The 23,582-nt window shown below is 53.7% G+C and carries 21 protein-coding genes; 15 read left to right on the top strand and 6 right to left on the bottom strand.

Annotation, left to right across the window (positions count from 1 at the left end; genetic code table 11):
- Positions 1-343 precede the first annotated feature (343 nt).
- Genes ACWAU0_RS15520 through ACWAU0_RS15510 form a run of 3 tightly spaced genes read left to right on the top strand, consistent with a single transcriptional unit; the run spans position 344 to position 2,906 of the window.
- Positions 344-1,189 carry a CheR family methyltransferase gene (locus ACWAU0_RS15520; RefSeq protein WP_308441645.1) on the top strand — a complete coding sequence of 282 codons (846 nt, stop codon included), beginning with the start codon at positions 344-346 and terminating at the stop codon, positions 1,187-1,189.
- A complete protein-coding gene (locus tag ACWAU0_RS15515) occupies positions 1,186-1,782 on the top strand; it encodes a chemotaxis protein CheD (protein WP_033156662.1) in 597 nt (198 codons plus the stop codon). The genes ACWAU0_RS15520 and ACWAU0_RS15515 overlap by 4 nt, the downstream gene beginning before the upstream one ends.
- A 29-nt stretch (positions 1,783-1,811) precedes the next feature.
- The gene (locus ACWAU0_RS15510; RefSeq protein WP_205453998.1) at positions 1,812-2,906 is read left to right on the top strand and encodes a protein-glutamate methylesterase/protein-glutamine glutaminase; all 1,095 of its coding nucleotides are present in this window, start codon (positions 1,812-1,814) and stop codon (positions 2,904-2,906) included.
- Positions 2,907-2,920: 14 nt separating this feature from the next.
- Here the strand turns inward: ACWAU0_RS15510 and fucP are convergent, their stop codons facing one another.
- The 3 genes from fucP to nhaR form a co-directional block, all read right to left on the bottom strand.
- Positions 2,921-4,177, bottom strand: a complete 1,257-nt coding sequence (fucP, locus tag ACWAU0_RS15505) for an L-fucose:H+ symporter permease (RefSeq protein ID WP_458137184.1) — start codon at positions 4,175-4,177, stop codon at positions 2,921-2,923.
- 19 nt (positions 4,178-4,196) lie between these two features.
- On the bottom strand, positions 4,197-6,389 hold the full coding sequence (locus ACWAU0_RS15500; protein ID WP_458137183.1) for a glycoside hydrolase family 3 N-terminal domain-containing protein: 2,193 nt from the start codon (positions 6,387-6,389) through the stop codon (positions 4,197-4,199).
- A gap of 348 nt (positions 6,390-6,737) precedes the next feature.
- Positions 6,738-7,640, bottom strand: coding sequence for a transcriptional activator NhaR (gene nhaR, locus ACWAU0_RS15495; RefSeq protein ID WP_319961397.1), 903 nt, complete (start codon positions 7,638-7,640; stop codon positions 6,738-6,740).
- A 112-nt stretch (positions 7,641-7,752) separates the two neighbouring features.
- On the opposite strand from nhaR, the gene ppc reads away from it, so the two are divergent.
- From ppc to ACWAU0_RS15470, 5 genes are all read left to right on the top strand, one after another.
- Complete coding sequence (ppc, locus tag ACWAU0_RS15490; protein ID WP_033156667.1) at positions 7,753-10,674, top strand: phosphoenolpyruvate carboxylase; 2,922 nt, start codon at positions 7,753-7,755, stop codon at positions 10,672-10,674.
- Positions 10,675-10,783: 109 nt separating this feature from the next.
- The gene (locus ACWAU0_RS15485) at positions 10,784-11,224 is read left to right on the top strand and encodes a hypothetical protein (RefSeq protein WP_033156668.1); all 441 of its coding nucleotides are present in this window, start codon (positions 10,784-10,786) and stop codon (positions 11,222-11,224) included.
- 21 nt (positions 11,225-11,245) lie between these two features.
- Positions 11,246-13,339 (top strand): peptidase domain-containing ABC transporter, encoded by a 2,094-nt coding sequence (locus ACWAU0_RS15480; protein ID WP_319961398.1) that lies wholly within the window; start codon positions 11,246-11,248, stop codon positions 13,337-13,339.
- Positions 13,332-14,642 carry an HlyD family secretion protein gene (locus ACWAU0_RS15475; protein WP_458137182.1) on the top strand — a complete coding sequence of 437 codons (1,311 nt, stop codon included), beginning with the start codon at positions 13,332-13,334 and terminating at the stop codon, positions 14,640-14,642. The genes ACWAU0_RS15480 and ACWAU0_RS15475 overlap by 8 nt, the downstream gene beginning before the upstream one ends.
- Positions 14,643-14,648: 6 nt before the next feature.
- Complete coding sequence (locus ACWAU0_RS15470; RefSeq protein WP_240617963.1) at positions 14,649-16,460, top strand: TolC family protein; 1,812 nt, start codon at positions 14,649-14,651, stop codon at positions 16,458-16,460.
- Positions 16,461-16,535: 75 nt separating this feature from the next.
- Here the strand turns inward: ACWAU0_RS15470 and ACWAU0_RS15465 are convergent, their stop codons facing one another.
- Positions 16,536-17,012, bottom strand: a complete 477-nt coding sequence (locus ACWAU0_RS15465; RefSeq protein WP_033156671.1) for an FKBP-type peptidyl-prolyl cis-trans isomerase — start codon at positions 17,010-17,012, stop codon at positions 16,536-16,538.
- 57 nt (positions 17,013-17,069) lie between these two features.
- On the opposite strand from ACWAU0_RS15465, the gene greB reads away from it, so the two are divergent.
- From greB to ACWAU0_RS15435, 6 genes are all read left to right on the top strand, one after another.
- Entirely contained in the window at positions 17,070-17,561 is a 492-nt protein-coding gene (gene greB, locus ACWAU0_RS15460) for a transcription elongation factor GreB (protein ID WP_101051894.1), read from the top strand.
- A 1-nt stretch (position 17,562) separates the two neighbouring features.
- Entirely contained in the window at positions 17,563-17,727 is a 165-nt protein-coding gene (locus ACWAU0_RS15455; RefSeq protein ID WP_165385942.1) for a hypothetical protein, read from the top strand.
- Positions 17,724-18,134, top strand: coding sequence for a gamma-glutamylcyclotransferase family protein (locus ACWAU0_RS15450; RefSeq protein ID WP_033156672.1), 411 nt, complete (start codon positions 17,724-17,726; stop codon positions 18,132-18,134). The genes ACWAU0_RS15455 and ACWAU0_RS15450 overlap by 4 nt, the downstream gene beginning before the upstream one ends.
- Positions 18,131-18,577: a D-aminoacyl-tRNA deacylase gene (gene dtd, locus ACWAU0_RS15445; protein ID WP_033156673.1), complete on the top strand. Its 447-nt coding sequence runs from the start codon at positions 18,131-18,133 to the stop codon at positions 18,575-18,577. Before ACWAU0_RS15450 ends, dtd begins: the two co-directional genes overlap by 4 nt.
- Positions 18,578-18,890: 313 nt before the next feature.
- Positions 18,891-19,460, top strand: coding sequence for a hypothetical protein (locus tag ACWAU0_RS15440; protein WP_051669981.1), 570 nt, complete (start codon positions 18,891-18,893; stop codon positions 19,458-19,460).
- Between the two features lie 260 nt (positions 19,461-19,720).
- Positions 19,721-20,233 carry a hypothetical protein gene (locus tag ACWAU0_RS15435; RefSeq protein WP_033156675.1) on the top strand — a complete coding sequence of 171 codons (513 nt, stop codon included), beginning with the start codon at positions 19,721-19,723 and terminating at the stop codon, positions 20,231-20,233.
- Between the two features lie 56 nt (positions 20,234-20,289).
- On the opposite strand, the gene ACWAU0_RS15430 is transcribed toward ACWAU0_RS15435, so the two are convergent.
- A complete protein-coding gene (locus ACWAU0_RS15430) occupies positions 20,290-20,685 on the bottom strand; it encodes a CBS domain-containing protein (RefSeq protein ID WP_033156676.1) in 396 nt (131 codons plus the stop codon).
- 411 nt (positions 20,686-21,096) lie between these two features.
- Between ACWAU0_RS15430 and ACWAU0_RS15425 the strand changes: the two genes are divergently transcribed.
- Positions 21,097-23,127 (top strand): methyl-accepting chemotaxis protein, encoded by a 2,031-nt coding sequence (locus ACWAU0_RS15425; RefSeq protein ID WP_458137181.1) that lies wholly within the window; start codon positions 21,097-21,099, stop codon positions 23,125-23,127.
- Between the two features lie 30 nt (positions 23,128-23,157).
- Here ACWAU0_RS15425 and ACWAU0_RS15420 read toward each other — a convergent pair whose 3' ends face one another.
- Positions 23,158-23,514: a hypothetical protein gene (locus ACWAU0_RS15420; RefSeq protein WP_101051892.1), complete on the bottom strand. Its 357-nt coding sequence runs from the start codon at positions 23,512-23,514 to the stop codon at positions 23,158-23,160.
- Positions 23,515-23,582: the final 68 nt, after the last annotated feature.

The following is a 23,582-nucleotide window of genomic DNA, read 5'->3' as shown; positions in this document are numbered from 1 at the left end:
TTAGCTTCATTCAGCGCGGTTTGCTGTTTATTGTACAAAGTAGACCCAATCAGGACGCCGGCAAAACCAAGCCCGGCAGTAGCTCCCAAGCTGATCAAACTGAAACCGGTTTGCACGCAAGCCAACAATCCACCTGTCACACCCAACCCCACCGTTAACAGATAAAAACCAAGTGGACCGGGGCTCTTGGCTACAGGATAAGGTTTTCGAAGCATGGGAATTCCGTCTGGGTTTTGGGTATGTTAAAGATAGTAGAGAGTTTTAAATTTGCATTCAACCCACTACCATCTTAGGTTTTTCGTTAATGTTAAGTTCTCAGCACTTCCTGTAATTATTTACTGACATAATTACGTCGCATATCCTTACTAACGGAGACGGTTTTATTACTATTGCCCCGATCACAACCGAAGAATTCGAACGCTTCAGACGTTTGATTTACGACCATGCCGGCATCGCTCTGACGCCGGAAAAGAAAGTCATGGTAGCCAGCCGGCTGGCCAAAAGGCTCGATTATTACCAGCTAGAACATTACGGGGAATACTACCAACTGGCTGTCAGTCCCGATTACCCCCATGAATTTCAAACGCTGGTCAACATTCTGACCACCAATGAAACGTATTTTTTTCGGGAGCCAAAGCACTTCGAATTTTTTCAACAGCACATTCTTAAGACCTGGCGCGGCGAGCATTTTAGGGTTTGGAGCGCGGCTAGTTCGACAGGAGAAGAAGCCTATACTCTGGCAATGGTATTAGCGGAGAACCTAGGCACGCGCAATTGGGAGATTTTCGGCTCCGATTTGAGCACGCGAGTGCTGGAAGTTGCCCGTCATGGCGTCTATCCACTGGATAGGCTGGACCATATGGACAAACGCCTATTGGAAAAATATTGTTTACGCGGCGTGCGCAGCCAGGAAGGTTTTTTTCGTGTGGACAACAAACTACGCAGCCGCGTCAAATTTGATCAGGTTAATTTGATGAGTTCACTGCCGCATACATTGGGGAGGTTCGACGTAATTTTTCTGCGTAATGTTCTAATCTATTTTGACCAAGACACCAAAAAGCAGGTCGTCGAACGACTGATTACCGCGCTAAAGCCTGGCGGACATTTCATCATCAGTCATTCGGAAAGCCTGCACCGGGTCACCGAACAGTTACAAATGCTGAAGCCTTCTATCTACCGGAAACCATGAAAATCCTGCCCTTCCGAGATACCCAGCGTATCGTCATCGATCCGGGCGAATTCTATGCCTCCCGCCAGCCGGAAGTCATTTCAACACTATTGGGCTCGTGCGTGGCTGCCTGCCTATATGACCCAATCAATCGGGTATTTGGCATGAATCATTTTTTGCTGGCTTATCGTTCCTACTCCAAAAACATGCCTATCATCGAATCCGAAGAGGGCCGTTACGGCATTTATGCGATGGAATTGCTGATCAACGAAATGATGAAACTGGGCGCCAACCGGCTCAATCTACAAGCCAAATGCTTCGGCGGCGGCAACGTATTAAAACTGCGAGAGGACAAAAACCGCAAGGAAACCGTGGGCGACGTGAATGTTTTATTCATCAAAGAGTTTTTAAAAAAAGAAAACATTCCTATGCTTAGTGCCTGTCTAGGCGGCAATATCGGCAGAAACGTCCATTTCGTCGGTACTGATTATTCGGTGTTTATCAAAAAAATCGACCACAATCAGCAACTGTCTCTTGAAAATGAAGAGCGCCGCTACTGGAAGAAAAATATCGACGAACATGAAAAATCCAGAAGCAGTGCCGAATTCTGGTAAATCATCCAAGACCATTAACAGGCAACACTATGACAGACACAAAAGTATTTATTGTCGACGACTCCGCCGTGGTCCGGCAGGTATTAACCGGATTGCTCGATAGCCTGCCTGGCGTCAAAGTGATCGGCGCCGCGCCGGATCCCATCTTTGCCCTGACCCGCATGGAAAAAGACTGGCCGGATGTCATCATCCTGGACATTGAAATGCCGCGCATGGACGGCATCACGTTCCTTAAGAAGCTAATGCACGAACATCCCACGCCGGTCGTGATCTGTTCGACGCTCACAGCCAAGGGCGCGGAAGTGACGATGCAGGCCATGAGTGCCGGTGCCGTCGACATCATCACCAAACCAACCGTCAACCTGAAGGGCTTTCTGCAAGATTCGAAAACCCTGCTGGCGGATGCGATTAAAGGTGCCTCACATGCCAGACTGCGAAAATCAGCGGCTCCAAGCGGCAAACCTCTGGATGGCAGCCCGAAATTAACCGCCGATGCCGTCATTTCCCCGACCAGCCTGATCTCGATGACGGAAACCACCGACCGCGTCGTCGCCATTGGCACATCAACCGGCGGCACCCAGGCTCTGGAATACGTATTGACGCGATTACCCCGTACCACGCCGGGTATCGTCATTGTTCAGCACATGCCGGAGGCATTTACCGCCGCGTTTGCCAAACGGCTGGACAGCCTGTGCCAAATTACAGTTAAAGAGGCCGAGCAAAACGACCGGGTCATTCCCGGTCTGGCTTTGATTGCGCCGGGCGGCAAACACATGCTGTTGCGCCGCAGCGGCGCCCAATACCGGGTGGAAATCAAGGATGGTCCCTTAGTCAGCCGCCATCGGCCGTCGGTGGATGTGTTGTTCCGCTCGGCCGCGCAAGCTGCCGGCAAAAACGTACTGGGCATAATCATGACCGGCATGGGCGACGACGGCGCCCACGGCATGAAGGAATTGCACGATACTGGCGCGCTGTGCGTCGCTCAAGACGAAGCCAGCTGCGTGGTTTACGGCATGCCCAAAGAAGCAGTGAAACTGGGCGGCACCGACGGCGAACTGCCGCTATCGGCTATCCCGAACTTGATCATGCAATCGCCGAATCGGGCAAAATTCTTGAAAGGTTAAAAGCGCGTTTTTATCTACAACCGGCGACAGCGATAACCGTAATAAGCGATATACAAGTAGCAAAGAGCAGGGATAAAAAAGGCGTGCTGTATACCGATACGATCAGCAAACGCCCCTTGCAGCAACGGTAAAATAGCCCCGCCGACGATGGCGGCGCAGAGTATGCCGGAGCCTTGGCCGGTATGCCTGCCCAAGCCGGTCAAAGCCAGCGAAAAGATGGTGGGAAACATGATGGAATTGCACAAACCCACCGCCAGAATAGTAAGCATAGCCAGTGTGCCGCTGCCCAACATCGTCGCCAACACCAAACCAGCCGCCGCCAAAGCGTTAAAGGCCAACACTTTGCCGGGATGGATTTTCTGCATCACCGCCGACCCAATAAACCGGCCGACCATCGCCCCGCCCCAGTAAAACGACACGTATTTGCCGGCCTCCTGCTCAGCCAAACCGGCTATATGCGGCTCGCCCAGAAAATTAACCAGAAAGCTGCCAATCGACACTTCACCGCCGACGTAAACAAAAATCGCCACCGCACCCAACAACAGATGCGAATAGTGCCAGGCGCTGCCATCCACTGCATTTGGGCCGGTTGCCTCGGCTTGCTGGTTAATCTTAGGCAACTTCAACATCGCAAACACTGCCGCCATGAAAAACAAGACTGCCGCGAGACATAAATACGGATTCTGCACCGCCGCCGCTTCCGCGGCCTGATACGCAGACAATTGCTCGGCGTCGAGCAGCTTTATTTCCTCGGCGCTTTTCACCGCATTCGACAAAATAAACAATGCGCCAAAATACGGCGCCAGCGTGGTACCCAAGGAGTTAAACGCCTGCGTCAAGGTTAAACGACTGGACGCAGTGTGCGGATCGCCCAACACCGTCACGTAAGGGTTGGCAGAAACCTGTAGCAAGGTAATCCCGGACGCCAATACAAAAAACGCCGCCAAAAATAAGGGATAGGAATGCAAACCCGCCGCCGGATAAAACAGCAAACAACCGCCACCGGCAATCGCCAAACCGACGATGATGCCGCCCTTGTAATCGATTTTTTCCACCAGATAGCCGCTGGGCACCGACATCAGAAAGTAAGCGGTAAAGAAACAAAACTGGATCAGCATCGCCTGGGTGTAACTCAGCGTAAACACCGCCTTCAAATGCGGGATCAGGATGTCGTTAAGACAGGTGATAAATCCCCAAATAAAAAATAGCGAAGTCAGAATAGCTAATGAGCCCGTATATGACTGTCTACCCAGGTGTTGTTGATCCTGCATGAGTTATTCCAGCTAAATTTTAGGGTTTGACGACCTGAAAACGTGCGGTCTCGTTACCGACCATCACCTCAAACTCGCCCGGCTCGACGATGCGCCGCATATCCACGCCGATGAAAGACATATCCCGCGGGGTTAAGATAAATTGCAAGGTCTGCTCCGCACCGGGTTTTAACTCGACTTTTTTAAACGCCTTTAGCTGCTTTAACGGCCGTGATACCGAGGCTGCGACATCGTGCAAATACACCATGACGGTTTCCTTACCGGTCAGCGCACCGGTATTTTTCACCTTAACCGTCACGTCGATATTCTCGCCCATGGCAATATTGTCTTTACTCAAGCGCAGGCCGCTGGTCTGAAATGTGGTGTAACTCAAACCGTGCCCAAACGGATACAAAGGCCGATATTGATTGCTCTCAAACGCCTCTATCGGCTTGTGATCGTACATCACAATATCGTTAACATCCAGCGGATAGGAAATCGGCAATTTGCCGCTGGGATTGGTGTCGCCGAATAAAATATCGGCCATCGCCGCCCCGCCTTCCATGCCGGGCAGAAAGCCCAACACCACCGCCTGCGCCTTGTTGGCAATTTCGGTAATGATGCGCGGCCGGCCGCCGAACGTGACTAAAACCACCGGCTTGCCGATTTCGAAGATCGCTCTGGCCAGTTGCAACTGTACCGGGTCCAAATGCAGGGATTCGATATTGCCTTCGGTTTCGGTATAGGTTTTTTCGCCCAGCGCCAAAATCACCACATCGTGTTGCCGGGCTTGCGTTACCGCCTGCTCGATATTGATTTCGTCGCTGAAATTTTTACCACCCACGTACGTCACTTTGCCCGTGGTCTTCTGCTGAATGGCTTGTAACAAAGTGGGCTTGTCTTTTGGATATAAATGTTCGGCAGCACCCTGCCAGGTGATGGTCCAGCCACCGTTCATCACGCTCAACAAGTTCGCTGTCGGCCCGGTGACTAGAATGCTGGCCTGCTTGCTAAAGGGCAGAATATGCTGGTCATTTTTCGCCAGAATGATGGCTTCCCGCGCCGCTTGCCGATTCGCGGCAACCGCGTCTTCCGTCAGAAAATTGCCTTCCACGGCCAGCGCCGGTTCGTGCCTGTCGAACAAGCCGCTTTGATACTTCACGCGCAAAATACGGGAGACCGCTTCGTCGATACGACTCATCGGCACTTCGCCGGTTTTAGCTAAATCCAGCAGCAAGTCGTAGAACGAATAATCGAACGGCACCATGCTCATATCGATACCGGCCATGACCGCCATCTTCACCGCTTCGCGCGGCGAGGCCGCCAGTTTGTCGCGGGTATATAAACGGCTGATGTCCGCCCAATCGGAGACGGTGAAGCCTTTAAAACCCATCTCGCCGCGCAAAATAGTGTTCAGGTAGTAATGATTGACGTGGCCGGGAATGCCGTCCACCTCGGCGGAATTGACCATCACCGTCGGCGCTCCGGCTTTCACGCCCGCTTCGAAGCCCGGCAGAAAATATTCGCGCAAGGCTCGTTCGCCTATCCAGGCCGGGGTGCGGTCCTTGCCGTTCAAGGGATAGCTGTAGCCGACGTAATGTTTCAAGCAAGTTGGCGCCTTGTCGGCGTCCGCAAAGTCGTCGCCGTGATGACCATGGATGTAGGCACTGCCCATGGTCACCGCCAAATGTACGTCCTCACCATAAGTTTCCCACAAGCGCGGCCACAACGGTTGCCGGCCGATGTCCATCACCGGCATGAAATTCCAATCCAAACCCGACGCCTTGACTTCCCGCGCGGTCACTTCGCCTTCCTTGAAAGCTAAATCCGGATTAAACGTCGCCGCCATGCTGATGGCTTGCGGAAACAGCACTGCGTTTTCGGTGTAAGTTGCACCATGAATCGCGTCGATACCGTACAGCACCGGAATTTTCAGCCGGCTTTTTGCCGCCACGTCGCGTATCGCTTGGGTCATCCGCCGCCATTTTTCGATGGGCTGAGTTTGGTTGTTCGGTGTGGTGGGCGTGTTGAGTATTGAACCGATATGCCGGTTCAAGATTGCGTCTTCCAGTTTGGCCTGATCGATAGGATTATCGGCTACCTCGCCATTCAAGACCGAAACCACGCTAAAGTCGATCTGCGTCATCTGTCCGACTTTTTCTTCCAGGCTCATTTGCGCCAGCAAGGCCTGAACCTGCATTTCAACATTGTCGTTTGTTTCTTCTGCACTCACGCCGGACTCCAAAGCCACGAATAGGGAAAGAATTAAGAAAGCTAATTTTGTTTTCAAGAGATTAATTTAAGGTTTGATTGATGCCCGCTCAATCGTTTTATCTACCTGCCGGCCTCACGGCAAAAATCCGATCAACGATAGCAAGGCATTCGTAGTTATCTGTAAAAATCGGCACATCATAGCCGGCGATAATTCGCTCATGTCAGCGGCAAGTGCCCATAAGAGACCCGGAATAGTTTATCCAGACCTGAAGATGCTGTCTCATATTTTAAGAGCAGCGGCGGCATAGAGACTGGCTTGGTGTTTTTCGTGGCAAATGCCACACCGGATGAACCATTCTCAGGATTGTCATTCCGGAAATAATTTAACCCGCGCATTCTCCAAAATCGCGGTCACGGCCGGATGCTTGAGTTTGCGGCGCATGGTGATGGCGTAAAAACGTTCATGCACCGACTCGATACGGCCGATGGCTTCCACGCCGTATTGGCTTTGGATTTCGGCTTCGACATTACTCGGTGCGACAAACAAACCCACGCCACCACTGCCAAAGGTTTTGATCAACGCGCTGTCTTCAATTTCGGCCTGGATAGCCGGGCTGATGCTTTCGGCGTCGAACCATTGATCCAGCGAGCGCCGCAACGAAGTATTGGCGGTGGGCAGCAGGAACGGTGCGCCACTCAAGCAGCGCGGGAAATTTTGCCTATAGGTCGCGGCCAAAGCCGGCGCGCCGAACACGGTAACCCCGCATTCGCCCAGCAGATGGTTAAACGCTTTGGCGCCACTGGTTGGTGTCAGCGGCGCATCGGACAAGACTATATCCATCCCTTGCATGACCATCTCACTCAAAAGCCGCTCGGTTTTGTCCTCGTAACACAGAATCTGCACCGACTCCGGTAAGCGAAAAGCCGGCGCCAGCAAGCGGTAAACCACCATTTTCGGTAACGCATCCGCCACGCCCACCACCAGACGCAGAGCCCTGCCGGTCGGTCGGCCTTTTAAGGTGTTACTTAACTCTCGGCCCAGCGAAAAGATTTCTTCCGCGTAATTAAATACCACCCGCCCGGTGTCGGTGAGCACCAGTTTACGGCCCTGTTTATAAAAAAGTTTTTCGCCGATTTGCTGTTCCAACACCGCTAATTGGCCGCTGATGGTCGGTTGCGCCAAATGCAGTTTCTCGCAAGCGCGAGTGATGCTTTCTTCACGCGCGACATTCCAGAAATAAAACAAATGTTGGTAGTTGATACGTTCCATAGCGCTCAATGTATAGGAATTTACGATGAATTAATTCTAAACATTCTATTTAACAATATAAAAATGCTGCGCTAGGCTATCACGCAACCCTAACCTACCCTGAGAACTGCACATGCAAAAGCTAAAAGCACTGCACAGCGAAGACATCGCGCCAAGTACCGGAGCCGCATTAGCGGAGTATGACAAGTCGGCGTTTGAATTGGATAACCTCGGCGCCAGCCAAATCCTCAGTGATCGCTTATCGGATGCTCACGGCGACGACAAAGAATTACGCAGTTCGATACGCCTGCTCGGTTCGATCTTGACTAAAGTGCTCACCGCCCAAGCCAAACCGGAGGTGGCCACCGCCGTCGCGCAGTTGCAACGCAAGTTTGCCAGCTTGCTCCGAGAGGGCAGCGCCAACCGCCGCCGCCAGTTTATGGAGATTCTGGAAGGCCTGGATGCGGAAGAAATAGGCGAAGTGGTGCGGGTGTTTAACGGCTATTTCAGCCTGCTCAATATCGCCGAAGAATCGCATAACCTAACGTTGCGCCGACAAAATCAGACCGGCCGCTATTGGCCCGGCTCGTTTCATGACACGCTGATTAAACTACGCGACAGCGGCGTCAGTGCCGATAAATTACAGGTGTTATTGGACGAAATGCTGTATTTGCCGGTGATGACCGCTCACCCCACCGAAGCCAAACGCCGCACAGTCAAAAGCGCGTTGCGCAATGTCTTCCTTAGCCAGGAGGCCTTGGACGATCCACGCCTACGCAGCCAGCAACGCAGCGAGGCCTTGGACAAACTGCAAGCACAGATTCAATTGCTGTTAAAAACCGACGAAGTGCGCGCCCGTAAACTGGGCGTAGCCGACGAAATCGACGCCGGTTTGTTTTATTTTTCGCTATCGCTATTTCAGGCTACCACCTTGGTTTACCGGAACTTGCAACGGGCGCTTAGCGATGTATTCGGCGCCGACGTTGCCGGCCAAATCCGCATCCCCAGCTTCCTGCGTTTTGGCTCATGGATAGGCGGCGACCGCGACGGCAATCCAAATGTCAAGCCGGAAACCACCGAACTGGCCTTGCGCATGCAGGCGCAAACCATCATGCAGGAATATTTGGCGCGCCTGGATCAATTGCGCGGCCAGTTGTCGCATTCTTATGGACTTTGTGACTTGACGCCGGAATTTATTGACAGCCTGCACGCCGACCGCGCCCTGCTGGGCGCGGCAGTCACGGACTTGGAAAAGCCTTATTTGCAGGAACCTTACCGGCACAAACTGATATTGATGAAATATCGCATGCAATCCACCTTGCAGCGCGTGCAACAACAGTTACAGGGCCAAGCGGAACAAGCCAATCGCCTTGCCTATGCCAGCGTGGCCGAGTTTTTACACGATCTGCGCTTGATTGATGCATCCTTGCGCAGCCACGGCGACGCCAATATCGCCGAGCTGGAATTAGCCGATCTGATCCGCTTGGCCGACGTGTTCGACTTTCACTTGATGCAACTCGACGTGCGGCAAGAATCGACTCGCCACAGCGAAGCAGTCGCGGAAATTCTGGCAACCGCATTGAACATTGACTACCTGGCGCTGGACGAAGCGCAACGCATAGCATTGTTAGCAGAGGCGATTGCCGCACCGGGTGGTTTGATGTTCGACGCCGCCGCGCTGACGCCGGCCAACCGCGAAACCCTGGAGTTGTTTACCGTGATGGCGAAAATGCGCCGGGAAATAGGCCCGAACTGCTTTGGTAAATACGTAATTTCCATGACCCACTCGGCCAGTCATGTCTTGGAAGTCTTGCTGCTGGCGGCGCAAGCCGGCCTGGTCGGCAAAATCGGCGGGCATTGGCATTGCCATATCGGCGTCAGCCCCTTGTTTGAAACCATCGACGATTTAAATCGCATCTCCGAGGTACTGACCCAGCTATTCGATACCGAGTGCTATCGGGAATTGTTGCGGGTCAGCGATGACCGCCAGGAAATCATGCTGGGCTATTCGGACTCCTGCAAAGACGGCGGCATCCTGGCGTCGGCCTGGGGCTTATCGCGCGCGCAACGGCAAATTATTGCAATCAGCGAGCGTTACGGTTTGAAATGCCGATTATTCCATGGCCGCGGCGGCACTGTCGGTCGCGGCGGCGGCCCGACTCACGAAGCGATTCTGGCCCAGCCGCCCGACACCGTGCGCGGCCAGATCAAATTTACCGAGCAAGGCGAAGTGCTGTTTTATCGGTATAACAATATGGAAACGGCGGTCTACGAATTAACCATGGGCGTTACCGGCTTGCTGAAAGCCAGCGTCAGCCTGGTGCAAGCCGTCCCGGCGGATCATGCGGAAGATCTGGCAGTGATGGACGAATTGGCGCGGATCGGCGAGCAAAGTTATCGCGACCTGACCGAGCGCACTCCCGGCTTTTTGGATTATTTCTACGAAGCCACCCCGGTCGGCGAAATTGGCGGCTTGAACATCGGTTCGCGGCCTTCGCACCGCAAAAAACTGGATCGCTCGAAAAACTCGGTGCGAGCGATAGCCTGGGTATTCGCCTGGGCGCAATCGCGGCAGACGTTTCCGGCTTGGTACGGCATCGGTTTCAGCCTGGCCAGCTGGTGCGCCGGCAAGCCGGAGCGCCTGGAAACCCTGCGGCGGATGTATCGCGACTGGCCGTTTTTCCGCAACCTGCTGAGTAACGCGCAAATGGCTTTGAGTAAATCCGACATGAACATCGCCCGCGAATACGCGCAATTGTGCAACGACCCGGAAACCGGCAAACGGGTTTACAACCTGATAGCCGGCGAGCATCAACGCTGCGTGGAGTGGATACTGGAGATAGCCAACACTGACCATTTGCTGGCGGAAAATCCGGCTTTGGCCGCCTCCCTGCACCGCCGCGATGCTTATCTGGGGCCGCTAAACTATATCCAGGTTTTTTTGATCCGGCGGCTGCGGGAAATGAATACCGAGAATCCCGCGGACAGTCCGTGGATGAAACCCTTGTTGCGCAGTATCAATGCGATTGCCGCAGGTATGCGTAATACCGGCTGATGTTATTAGCCCGGCCCTGAAATTCCGGCGTCCTGAACGGGTCGAAGGACGCGCCCCCCCCTGAAAAGGGGAAAGGGCTTTTCGGCAGACTCTAAAAGGGAGGAGAACCATGCAATACGCCTACGCATTGGCACACTGGTTTAGAGTAATCATCATTAACACCGGGCGCTGGCTGTTTGAAAACAAGCCTGCCATGGCAATCTTGACCCTGATATTTTTGTATAAATTTGGCGACACCTTGCTACCCTTTCTATGGCACATTGTGCACTTGGCCATTGAGGTGGTCGAGATGTTGTTCGAGCATTTTTTGGAACACGTGTTCGGGGTAACGCCCCGCCAAGCCGAATTCATCGTGTTCTGGTCCGGCCTAACGTTGCTCGGCACCGTCGTTTGGCGCTTGTCGTGCAAAGCTTACCTCGTGATCGCCCAGGGATGCGAAACTGCCTGGCTTAACTGGTGCGCCAAAGCCGGCCCGGCCAAATTACTTACCACATTAAAGGTTACACTTTTGCTGGGCATACTCGGCAAGACCATGCTGTTATTCGTTTAAACCGATAGGATTTCGTTACGTATGAGCATCAACGCCGGAAACAAGGAACACCCGCACAGAAAGCAGTCGACGCAAACCTTGCTGGGATTCTTATTCGACCTGCTGGAAATCCCCGGCCAAGCCCAAGGCATCCGCGAGCATTGGCTGGACTCAGTCAGTGACGACAGCCAGATAGCGCTGAGCCGCATCGGTGACCATTTGGGTTTGAATATGGAGAGCACGCTGCTTACGCCCATTGCAGCCGCCAACGCTTCATCCCCACATACGCCACTGCTCACCAGCCTCTCGGATGGCTGCGGCTGGCTAGTGTTGTGCGGATTTCGCGGCGGCAAAGTCAGAGTGGCCCTTGCTCAAGGCGAGGTGATCGAAGAGCGCTACGTCAAACCGACTGACATCGCCGCACTACTGGGCCGAAGCGACGCCGGCATCAGCGAGTGGCTTTTAGTGCAAGCCCAGGCGCCGCTGGAGAATGCCGTCAGCCAAGACCATCACAACCACATGCCGCCATTTAGCCGCTTGCTGGAGCTGTTACGCGCTGATCGCCACGATCTCTGGTTATTGTTGGGTTTGGCTTTGGGCTCCGGATTGTTGGCGCTGGCTTCGCCGGTGGCGGTGCAAGCGCTGGTCAATACCGTAGCGATGGGCGGTATGGGCCAACCTTTGATCGTATTGGCGACCATACTGTTTTTCTTTCTAAGCTTCGGCGGTGCGGTTTTTGTGCTGGAATCTTATCTAGTGGAGATCGTGCAGCGGCGGATTTTTGTACGGCTGGCCGCCGACTTGGCCTATCGCTTGCCCAGGGTGCGCAGCGATGCCTACGACAGTCAACACGGCGCGGAACTGGTCAATCGCTTTTTCGATGTATTGACCTTACAGAAAGCCGGCTCTGCACTGCTCTTGGACGGTTTGAGCACCGTGGTGCAAACTTGCGTCGGCTTAATCATGCTGGCTTTCTATCACCCCTTCCTGCTGGCCTTCGATGTGGTGTTGCTGTTATCTATCACGGCAATAATATTTTTGTTGGGCCGCGGCGCGGTCACCACGGCGATTCAGGAATCGATCAGCAAATATGCCTTGGTCGCCTGGTTGGAAAGCGTTGCCGGGAATATTCAAACCTTTAAATTCGGTAACGGTGCAGTAATGGCCGCCAACCGCACCGACCAACTCTCGCTGGACTATTTAACGGCCAAACGCCAGCATTACCGCGTGCTGCTGGGCCAAGTCATCGCCTCCGTGGCGCTGTACGCCATCGCCAGTACGGCCTTGTTGGCTATCGGCGGCTACTTGGTCATAGACGGCCATTTAACTTTGGGGCAATTGGTGGCGGCGGAACTGATCGTCTCGTCAGCTTTGCTAGCCTTGATCAAATTCGGCAAACACCTGGAAGGCTTTTACGACTTGATGGCCGGCACGGACAAGATCGGCCATTTGCTGGATTTGCCCTTAGAAGATTCGGCCGAGTTGGACGCAGAATTTAACGGTCCGGCGTCACTCACAATCAGCGGCTTAAAATTCGGCTTCGGCGCGCAGCGGCCATTATTCTCGGATTTTGCGCTGCACATTCAGCCTGGCGAAAAAGTCGCGATTTCAGGCGATCCCGGCAGCGGTAAAACCGCGCTGGTGTCGCTAATCAGCGGGATGCGGCAAGCACAAGCCGGCCGGATACAAATCAACGGCCAAACACTGGATGAATTGCGCCTGAGTACTTTGCGGCAAAACATCGCCGTCGTCAGCCGACTGGAGATTTTTCACGATAGCCTGCTGGAAAATATTAGGCTTGGCGATGCGAATCTGAGCGTTGCCGATGTCCAACGGGCCTTAGCCAAAGTCGGCTTAACCGACTTGGATTTGGATACCGTCATGAGTCCCGGCGGCTCGCCACTTGCCTACAGCCAAGCCATACAAGTCATGCTGGCAAGAGCCATCATCGCCCGGCCCACCTTGTTGATCGTGGATGGCATACTCGATGGCTTGGATAGCGGGTTACAGCAGCAGTTGGCATCAATACTATTGGCCGCAGACGCGCCCTGGACCCTATTGCTGCTGACCGGATCGAAAGAATTGGCCGCACTTTGCGGGCGCGAGATCACTTTGCCGGGAGCTGCCCATGACTGAGTTACATATTAGGCTGTCCGCGCTATCGGCGGCCCATACTCCTCGCCTGGTCAGCAGTTTAGCGCGCGCTTGCGTCTGGTTATTTCTGTTGACCCCTCCAGCCCTGCTGCTGACACCGTGGCAACAAAACATCAACGGTATCGGCCGGGTCTCCGCTTTTGCGCCGCTGGAACGCCAACAGAACTTGGATGCGCCGGTTTCCGGCCGTATCGTCAGTTGGCATGCTAAAGAAGGCGCCAAAGTGAAGGCCGGCGATTTGCTGATGGAAATCACCGACGTCGATCCGGAATTGCTGGAACGCTTACAACAACAACGCGCGGCAGCCGCCGCAAAATTGGCGGCCAAAGAAGACGAGCTGCGGGCCTATCGCCTGCAAATCGACAACTTGATTGCTACCCGCGATTTACAAGTGGCTACCGCGCAATACCGGCTGGATGTGGCACGGCAACGTGCGCGCTCCGCCAGTGAAGCCATTGCCTCCGCCCGTGCCACGCTGGAAACGGCCAGCGTGCAAACCCAGCGTCTGCAAAGATTGATCGGCGACGGCCTGGTATCCCAACGCGATTACGAAGTGGCACAACGCGACGGTATCGTCGCGCAACGCAGCTTAAACAGCGCCCAAGCCAGTCTGGAAGGCGCTTTGGCCGAACAACGCGCCGCCGAAGCCGAAATCGGCCGAATTCGCGCCGATGCCCAAGCCCGTATCGACTCGGCGACGGCCTCTGCCAACAAAACCCAAAGCGAACTGGAAGACAGCCGCAGCAGCCTGTTAAAGAGCGAAGTGGATGTTTCCCGCCAGCAATCCCAACAAATCAGAGCGCCGCGCGACAGCAGCATCCTCAGGCTGCTGGCCAATCCGCAGAGCGACATTGTCAGACAAGGTGATCCCTTGCTGGTGTTGGTGCCTGATATGGATGTGAAAGCCGTGGAACTGTGGGTAGACGGCAACGATGCCGTATTGATCACCCCAGGCCGGCATGCACGTCTGCAATTCGAAGGCTGGCCGGCCTTGCAATTCGCCGGCTGGCCCGAAGTAGCCGTCGGTACCTTCGGTGGCTTAGTAGCCTTCGTGGACTCCACTGACGACGGCAAGGGTAAATTCAGGGTGCTGATCGTGCCCGATCCCAACGACCGCCCCTGGCCGACAGAACGCTTCGCCCGCCAAGGCGTGAGAGTAAAAGGCTGGGTGTTGTTGAACCGGGTAACGATGGCTTACGAATTGTGGCGGCAACTGAATGCCTTTCCGCCGCAGATGACTATGGAAGCGCCTGCGACCGATTTGGTCAGGCAAAAACTGAAATAAGCGCTCATGAATCGTTTCGCATCCCGTCAACACCCATCAGGGGCTACGGCCAAACACTTGCAAGCCTGCCGGCGGCGTATCGGCGCACTCTTGCTGATACCTTTGCTGGTCAGTTGCGGACAATATCTCGACACCAGCCCCGACCGGAAACTGGTCAAGCGCGTGGAAGAACGCCTGAAACCTGATGAGGGTTTACCGCTACCGGCGATTTCGCAACTGCCGCCGCAAACTGTGGAGCAGGCCTTGCCCAAGTTTAAGGAAGGCCGGCCCAAGTCGGCGACTATCCTGCCGCCTCCCAGCGCGACGAAGCCGGAATTACCGAAGGCAGCACCGGAAGCGAGCAAGCAATTGTCCATCACTGCGGTGCGCAGTATGGCTTTGGAAAATAACCTGGATTTAAAAATCGCCCAGGCCGATCCAAAAATCGCCGCCACTTCAGTCAGCGAAGAGCAAGCCAAATTCGACGATTTGATCTTCGCCAAGGCCAAATACGGCAAGAAAAACACCCCGGCGCAAAATCTGGATGTCGTCAGCTTTACGCCGGTGGATCCCACTTCGCCGCTGAAAAATGAAATCGACAAACTCACCGCCGTGCCGCAGGAAACCGAGGTGCTGGATATGGAAGCCGGTATCGTGATTCCGTTGCGTACCGGCGCCAAAATTACCGTCAGTTCACCGTTCGACGGCAAACGGCAGTTTCGCGGTGTCGCTTCGGACCAGTATCAAAATGCGCTGCGGTTTTCCATCAGCCAGCCCTTACTGCGCGATGCCGGGATTTCCAATAACGTCGCCGGCATCCGCATCGCCCGTTACGAACAACAAGCCGTCGACGTAAAAACCCGTCTGCAGGCGATTCGGGTGTTGGCCATGGTTGAGCGCGCTTATTGGAGTCTGTATGTGGCTTGGGGCGAATTGGACGTGCGCCGCCAGCAATACGAAAACGCCTCCAACAATCTGAGCATGGTCAGGAAGCGCGTGGCGGAAGGCTTGACAGCCAACGTGGAAATCAACCGGGCCGAAATCGGCGTGGCCGAGCGGCTGGAGTCTTTGATCATCGCCGAAACCAGCCTGAAAACCCGCCAGCGCCAACTGAAATTGTTATTAAACGCGCCGGACCTGGATCTGGATTCACAAACGCTGCTGATTCCCGAGACCTCGCCGACCCTGCTGGAATTTAATCTGGACCGCGAGCAATTGGCGCAACGCGCGCTGGACGGCCGCCTGGAATTGCTGGAACTGGAATTAAAGCTGGCCGCTGACTTGACCAAAATCGACTACCTCAGCAATCAAACCCTGCCGATGTTCATGCTGGATTACAACTACGCCGCACTGGGCCGCGATACGGCGTCCTACGGTGGCGCTTTTGATCAGACCTTGAGCGGCAATTATTCGGATTGGTCGGTGGGCGTACGCATGGAGATCCCACTCAGCAACGAGCTGCGCCGCGCCCGTCTGGATCGGGCCGTGCAAGAACGCATGCAACGTCTGACCACGCAACAACTGCGCGAATTGAGCGTACGCCGGGAAATCTACGACTCGCTGGATCAAATGAGCCAGAACTGGCAGCGGATTTTAGCCACCCGGCAAAACGTGGTACTGGCCGGTTTGAATTACGACGCAGAACTGAAACAATTCAAAGAAGGCTTGCGGACCATGACCGAGGTACTGGAAACCCTGACCCGGCTCGGTGAAGCGCAATTACGCGAAGTGCGCGCCATCGGCGATTATCAAGTGTCGATGATAGATCTGGCGTTTGCTACCGGCACCTTGCTGGGACATAGCCGGGTGGATTTGGGCCTGAGCGCGAGTGCTCAGTAACAACGGCAGTGAGTCAATGTAAGCGATAAAAGCCGCGCGTTTATCGCTTACCGGTCTGATGTTGGAAAACGACGGTTAGTGATGGCAACCTGAACCGTGGATATGGCCGTGAGCCACTTCGTCGGCTGTGGCCGGTCTGACATCCATGACTTCCACGTCAAACGTCAAATCTTCACCGGCCAATGGATGGTTGCCGTCGATGGTAATATCGTCGCCGTCGATCTCCACGATGGTAATGATGCCCGGACCATGGCTGACATCGGCGTGAAATTGCATCCCGACTTCAATATCCATCCCGTCGAACATTTTCTTGGAAACAACTTGAATCATTTCTTCGGAGACTTCGCCGTAGGCTTGATCGGCAGCGATGGTGACGTTGAATTTATCGCCCGCTTGCTTGCCGTTTAAAGCGGCTTCCAAACCCGCAATGATGTTGCCCGCGCCATGCAAATACAACAAGGGTTCCTCGCCTCTGGAACTGTCCAGCTGCTCACCGTCTTGGTTGGTTAAGGTATAATGTATGGAAACAGCCGTTTTGTCTGTGATTTGCATATGCGTATTCGCTAGATGAAAAAAGCCGACATCATATAACCTTTTCCCCGAAAAAACATGTCACGCTGGCGACCGCCCCGCCCCAAATCTTCACCTTACATCACCGCCGAAGGCTATCGGACCCTGGAAACCGAGTTGAAACAGCTTTGGGAACGGCGCAAGCACGTAACCATAGCCCTGTCCGCCGCCGCTGCGGAAGGTGATCGTTCCGAGAACGCAGAATACATCTACCGCAAAAAAGAACTACGAGAAATCGACCGGCGTATTCATTATCTGCAAAAGCGCTTGCCGTCGTTGACTGTCGTGTCCGAGAAGCCGAGCAATCGCGATCAGGTATTTTTCGGTGCCTGGGTGACTTTGGAAACGATGGATGGAGAGGAAATCACCTACCGCATCGTCGGTGCCGACGAAATCGATACTACGGGTGGTTTGATCAGCCTGGACTCACCTCTGGCGAAAGCCTTATTGAAGAAGATGCTGGACGACGAAGTGACAATCCGCCATGCCGAGCAGGAAACGCGGTATTACATTACCGCGATCAAGTATTAAGATGAGTACGCAAGCCGCCTTTACCCGATTCAAGTGGTTCGTGATCATTCTGCTGCTGACCATCGTCGAAATAGGCCCCTTTCCGCTGATGGGTTTGACGCTACTGTATGTCATCGCGTTCCGCCCACGCTGGTTCAAGGCGTTGGTCGATCAGATCTATTCATGAGCTGCGCGCAATACCTGTTTGTCTACGGTACGCTGCGCAGAAACCCGGACGATCAAACTCAACACCCATTTCTAGACGATTGCGATTACATAGGCCCTGCGTTTATGCACGGCGATTTGTATGAAATCGATAATTATCCAGGCGCCGTAACCCGCGGCACAACGCAGATCAAAGGCGAACTGTACTTACTTGGCACCCCCGAACACACACTGTCTGTATTGGATATTTACGAAGAATGCGCCACGCATTTTCCGCAGCCGCATGAATACATCCGCCGCCAACTTTTAGTAAACCTGCCCGACGGACAAAGCGTTTGCGCTTGGACCTACCTATACAACCGTCCGACGACCGGTTTGCAGCGGATCTTAAGCGGCGACTATCTTCATCATCTCAAGGACAAAACATGATCAGCATTATCCAGCGCGTGACTCAAGCCAAAGTCACGGTCAACTGCAACGACATCGGCGTGATCGGCACCGGCATTATGGCGCTGGTGGCTGTCGAGAAAGCCGACACCCCCAAGCAAGCGGACCGCTTGCTGGAGCGGATTTTGAATTACCGCATCTTTGCGGACGCGGACGACAAAATGAATCTGAGTCTGCGCGATATTCAAGGCGGCCTGCTGCTGGTACCGCAATTTACCTTGGCGGCCAACACCGATACCGGCAACCGGCCCAGTTTTGCCTCGGCCGCGCCGCCGGCAATGGGCCGGGAATTATTCGCGTATTTGCAAAAGCGCGCGCTGGAGATTTACCCAAGCAGCCAGTTCGGCGAATTCGGCGCCGACATGAAAGTAGCGTTGATCAACGACGGCCCGGTGACTTTTACCTTACGTTGTCTGGAAAAGTAATTTTGCATACCGTTTGGATTCGGGAATCACTGCCTGACCGCTCACCCGGTCGAATTACCAACCCGCCCTTAAATATTATCGCTCCCGCAAAGGCGCAAGCTCAGCCGCTAGAGTGGATTCGCCGTAAGATGTAACGGCTCCCGCCTTCGCGGGCGTGACAAACCCAAGGAAATTGAGGAACGGCTTGGCAGTCACTGTCAGATAGGCGCGCTCGCCAATAAATTATTCTGTGTTAAATAACACAATTTTATTTGCCTAACGTGCACCTTACCCCTACAATTGCGCCTCCTTTATCACCCACAGAGAAATACTTATGAAAATTCAACATTTGCTAATCGCCTTAACCTTGCCGGCTTTGCTGACCCTGACAGGCTGCGAATCCGCAAAACCGGTCGAAGCAACTGCTGAGCCTGCGGTCGTGACGCCTGTAACCGCTGCACCGGCTGAAACTGCTGCCCCCGCGCCAGCGGCGGCACCCGCCATGTCTCCGGAACATTGCGCTAAACATAAAGCCGATGCCGCAGCGCACAATTGCGTTGAACATTGCGCCAAACACAAAGGTAAAAAAGGCAAAGCTTGCCTGAAACATTGTGCCGACAAAGCCGCAGCCGAACACGATTGCGCGAAACATTGCGCCGATCACCCAGGTGCTAAAGATAAAGTCTGCGCCCAACATTGCGCGCAAGATGCCCATGCCAGCGCCCACCAATGCGGTGCCGAGCATTGTGCCCATCACGAAGCCGCCGCTGCCGCCAATTGCAGCAGCCACCATTGCGCCCATCATCAAGGCGGCGCAGCCCATGATTGCAGTGCGGATCATTGCAAAAAGCACGGCGGCGACATGGCCGATTGCTGCGGCTCCGCGCATAAATGCGATAAATAATCTGTAACCTCAGATCCGATTGGGCCTCACTGCGGTGATGTAGTGACCGCAGTTAGGCCCAGTCAAACCAGTCCAGCCCGCTCGAAAAGCCCCCTACCGCCCTCTTCACTCGGCTAGATCCAGCCTCTTAACTCTCTCCCATTTATTCTTTAGCCGACGAGCGCATCTTTTAGATTGCCGAATCGTTTACATCTGCGCTAAATTCTCAAACTGTGCCACCTCAGGCGGCCGGACATTTTTATGCAGCAACAGAGGAACTTATGGCCGAATCCAATCAAAATCCCGCTATCGCCGCCGCGATCATTGGTGTCATCGGCTCGATCAGTGTCGCTATTATCTCTAACTGGGATAAATTGACTGGACAACAAAAGGCCGTAGAATCGCCGCCGGCACAGCAAACCGTGACGGCAATTTCTCCGCCGATTGCCCCGGCAAAACCGGCAGTAGTGGAGCCTGTGCCAGTCATCAACATCAGCGGCGACTGGTATAACCCCGCCGCGCCTACCGCAGGCGGCACCCACATCAACCAACAGAGCGACAGTTTTGAATTCCAGGGCTGGGGGATGTTGGCGCAAGGCGTGGGCTATACATCAAAAGGCAGTGGCAATCTGATCGGGCAAACCCTGACTTACGATTACACCGCACAATACCAAAACGGCTGGGTTTCGAAGGGCAATTGTACCGGCACGGTAACGCCGAACGGCGCGAAGATTACCGCAACCTGCACTGATACCATCATGGGTACCTACGTGTCGGCAGGCGTGCGGCAATAAGGCAGGACAAGGGGCAGACACAACCATCCCGGCAGTCTCCCCTTGAACTAAAACATCTAGCGAATGGCTAACAACGCTCTTAATACATCAACGCGGCTAATCATGCCGACAAACTGATCGTTTTGAAAAACCGGGAAACTCCTGGTCGGCGATTCCTGAAATTTGCTGGCGACATCCACCAGACTGGCATCGGCACTGACAAATTGCGGGTCTTTGCTCATGAACTCACCTACTTTTCCAGCCATGCTTTGGTTGTAAGCGGATTCGACAAACACCTTCATGCCGTCTTTTTCGGAAAATATCCCCACTAACTTACCGTGTTGGTCCACAACCGGCACGCTGGTTACTTTGTGGTCCAGCAAAATCTTAACAGCCTGAGAAATTTCGGTATCGGGGGTAACGGTAACGATTTTGGTCGACATGTAATCGACTACAGCTATTTTGGCTAGCATGGTGTACCTCCTGTTATTATTTTTTATTCTACGCTTGGACAGCCTCGGGACCGACCGGTTCGGCGGCCAGCTGACTTCTGTCCTATGCGATTATTATAAAAATTCCCCACACTAGCTAGCTTTATTATTCCAAAGCAGCAGCGACCGAAATACCGGGGGATTTCGGCGTCGGCCACCCATTCCGGGCTAACGGGTTAATGCTGAAGCCCCACCCGCAAACTCCTTGTAACGGCCATTTTCAGTAATGTAGGAATTTTCTGCCAGGCCGTTGGGATTTGCGTTCCCGGCCGTGCGGATACGACGACATTCAACGGCGGGCTTTGTAAGTTGCAAAATGACTATGCAACTCGCGTATCAGTCTAAACTTGTGAAACCGCACATTGACGTTTCTGCTGAAAATGGATACCGCTTATGCCTGATCGCCTTAGTAATCAGTCCGCACCTCAGGATTTTTCCTTACGCAAACTGTTGACCGTACTGACCGCCACGGTGGCTTTATTGCTGATAGTCGGCAATATGTTTGTGTGGCTTAGCCACGGCAAACTGGAAACAGCGGAAGCCGAAAAACAGCGTCTGATAAATGCGACGCTGGCATTTAAAAATGTTCGCTATCACGTCGTACAAATCCAGCAATTTCTCACCGATGCATCAGCGGTAGGCGAAGACGATTACAGCGATGCCTTGGCGGAAAAAAACGCCGCGCATGCGGAGTTGACGAGTTTACTGGCGATGATGCCGGACATGAGGCCAGCGATTCAAGACGCCGATAACGCCGTAAGTGCGCTTTATGCCACCGGCGAACGCATGGCGAACGCCTATTTTCAGCAAGGCCGTGAAGCCGGCAACCTGATCATGAAAGCGCCGGAAAATGGCTTCGACGCGGCTTCGGAAATTCTGGCCAACAAACTCAATCAGCTTGCCGGCAGCGTGGAACAGCAAGCCAACACCGCCTCACAGCAGCAAAATCAGATGCAGAGCCAGATGTTTACGGTCAGCGCCACGGTTGCCGGTCTGGCTTTACTATTGATCGTGTCAGCCAATATCTGGCTGACGCGAAAATTATTTAGCGTGTTGGGCGGCGAGCCCAGCTATGCGTCGAAAATTGCCGGCAGTATCGCCAAGGGCCAATTAGACATCAAAGTCGCCACTGAGAAAAACGATACCAACAGCCTATTGGCGACCATGAAGCTCATGGGCCAGGAACTAACCCGCCATATGCGCGAGATCAACGCGGTTAGCAAGCAAATCGGCCAATCTTCCTACCAAATATCCAATATTTCCGGCGGCATTTCCAATGCCAACCGCTCGGAACAAGCGAGATCGTCCGAGGTAAAAACCGCTACCGAACAATTACGTAGCACCACCGAAGAAGTCGAACGCTTTTCCGTTGAGATTCGCCACCGCACCCAGCAAACGCAAAACACGGCACATAAAGGCATTGTCGCCGTTAACGAAAATCTTGATGAAATGCGCAGGGTTGTGAAGGAAGTGGAAAACGCGGAAGCTAAAACCGTGGCGCTGCGCCAAGCTAATCGGCAAATTCAGGATATTACCATCACCATCCGCAACATCACCGAGCAAACCAATCTACTGGCCTTAAACGCGGCCATCGAAGCCGCCAGAGCCGGCGAATACGGCAGAGGCTTTGCGGTGGTAGCCGATGAAGTGCGGAAACTAGCGCAAAACGCTTCCGGCGCTACCGCCGAAATTGCCAGCATTATTGGCGAATTAACCAAAATCATCGAAGAAAATACTCTGGCGATGGGCTCCATCATCCAGACCACCAAACAGGGCATGGAAAAAGCCGAAACCACCAGTGTAGTCATCAACGAGATTGTGGGTCAGATAGCAGAAAATGCGGGTACGGCGCAGCAAATATCCCAGGTGTCCAAATATCAACTGGAGAACGTCAACCAATTGCAGACCCGAGTAGCAGCTTTATTCGACGCGCTGGGGCAGAACGAATCCAAAGTGCACATCACCCGGACCATCAGCGACGACCTTTACGTGGTGACCGAAAAAATGCGCACTATGCTGGAACACTTTAGCTTCGATGCGCAGTGGACGGCGACTCCCGCCGCCAACGAGAATCGTAAATTTCCGCGCAGCAGCCAATACTTGCTGGCCCATGTCGAAATCGCCGACTTGGTTCTCGACGGCGTCACTGCTGATTTCAGCATGTCCGGTGCCTGTTTGCGTCTGCCTGTGGAACTGCCCTGCCCGCTAAACAGCTCGATTGCTATTCAATTGCGTATTCCTTATGACAATATTCAGCAATATGAATCGCAACTACCGCTGGAACTGATGTGTAGCATCGTGTGGCACAAGCGTGTCGACGGCGAGCACCACTACGGGGTTAAATTCAACGAATTCATGCCGCCGGAAACCGCGCAGAGCTTAAAAGCCTGTTTTGCCTTTTTCAATCACTCCGCAACCTATTAACCACGGCTTGGAAATACTTGGCGCAAAAATTCAATCGAATTCGTTGCAGCATGGACATTTCCAATCCACATCCGCTGGCCGCGTCGGATGCACGTGATTCAGCAGTTTTTTCGAGCCGCCGAAATCATGATAGTTTTGGCAGACTTTTTCGAATGCGGCCTTGGGCGATGCGGCATAGCTAAACTTAAATTTGGGATACCTGCCGACATGCTGCTTCAAGCGGGCGTTTAGGTCGGTTTCCGAACGGCCGACGTATTTGACGACAAACTTATTGGTTTTTTGATTAATAATGCCCAAGGCATAATTACCTTCAGCGCTTTCGGTGATTAACTCGTTGATTTTGGCATTGCTCAAATCGTAAGCCCCTTGCATGTCAAGTGAAGCCATAGTTCCTCCAGTAGCGTCTCGCTATTCTTATAATCAAGTCGTAGGTCTGGCAAATATGCCTGATGACA

This window comes from Methylomonas sp. Uni0009 (assembly GCF_054188105.3).
This window is presented reverse-complemented; position numbering and strand designations above follow the sequence as displayed.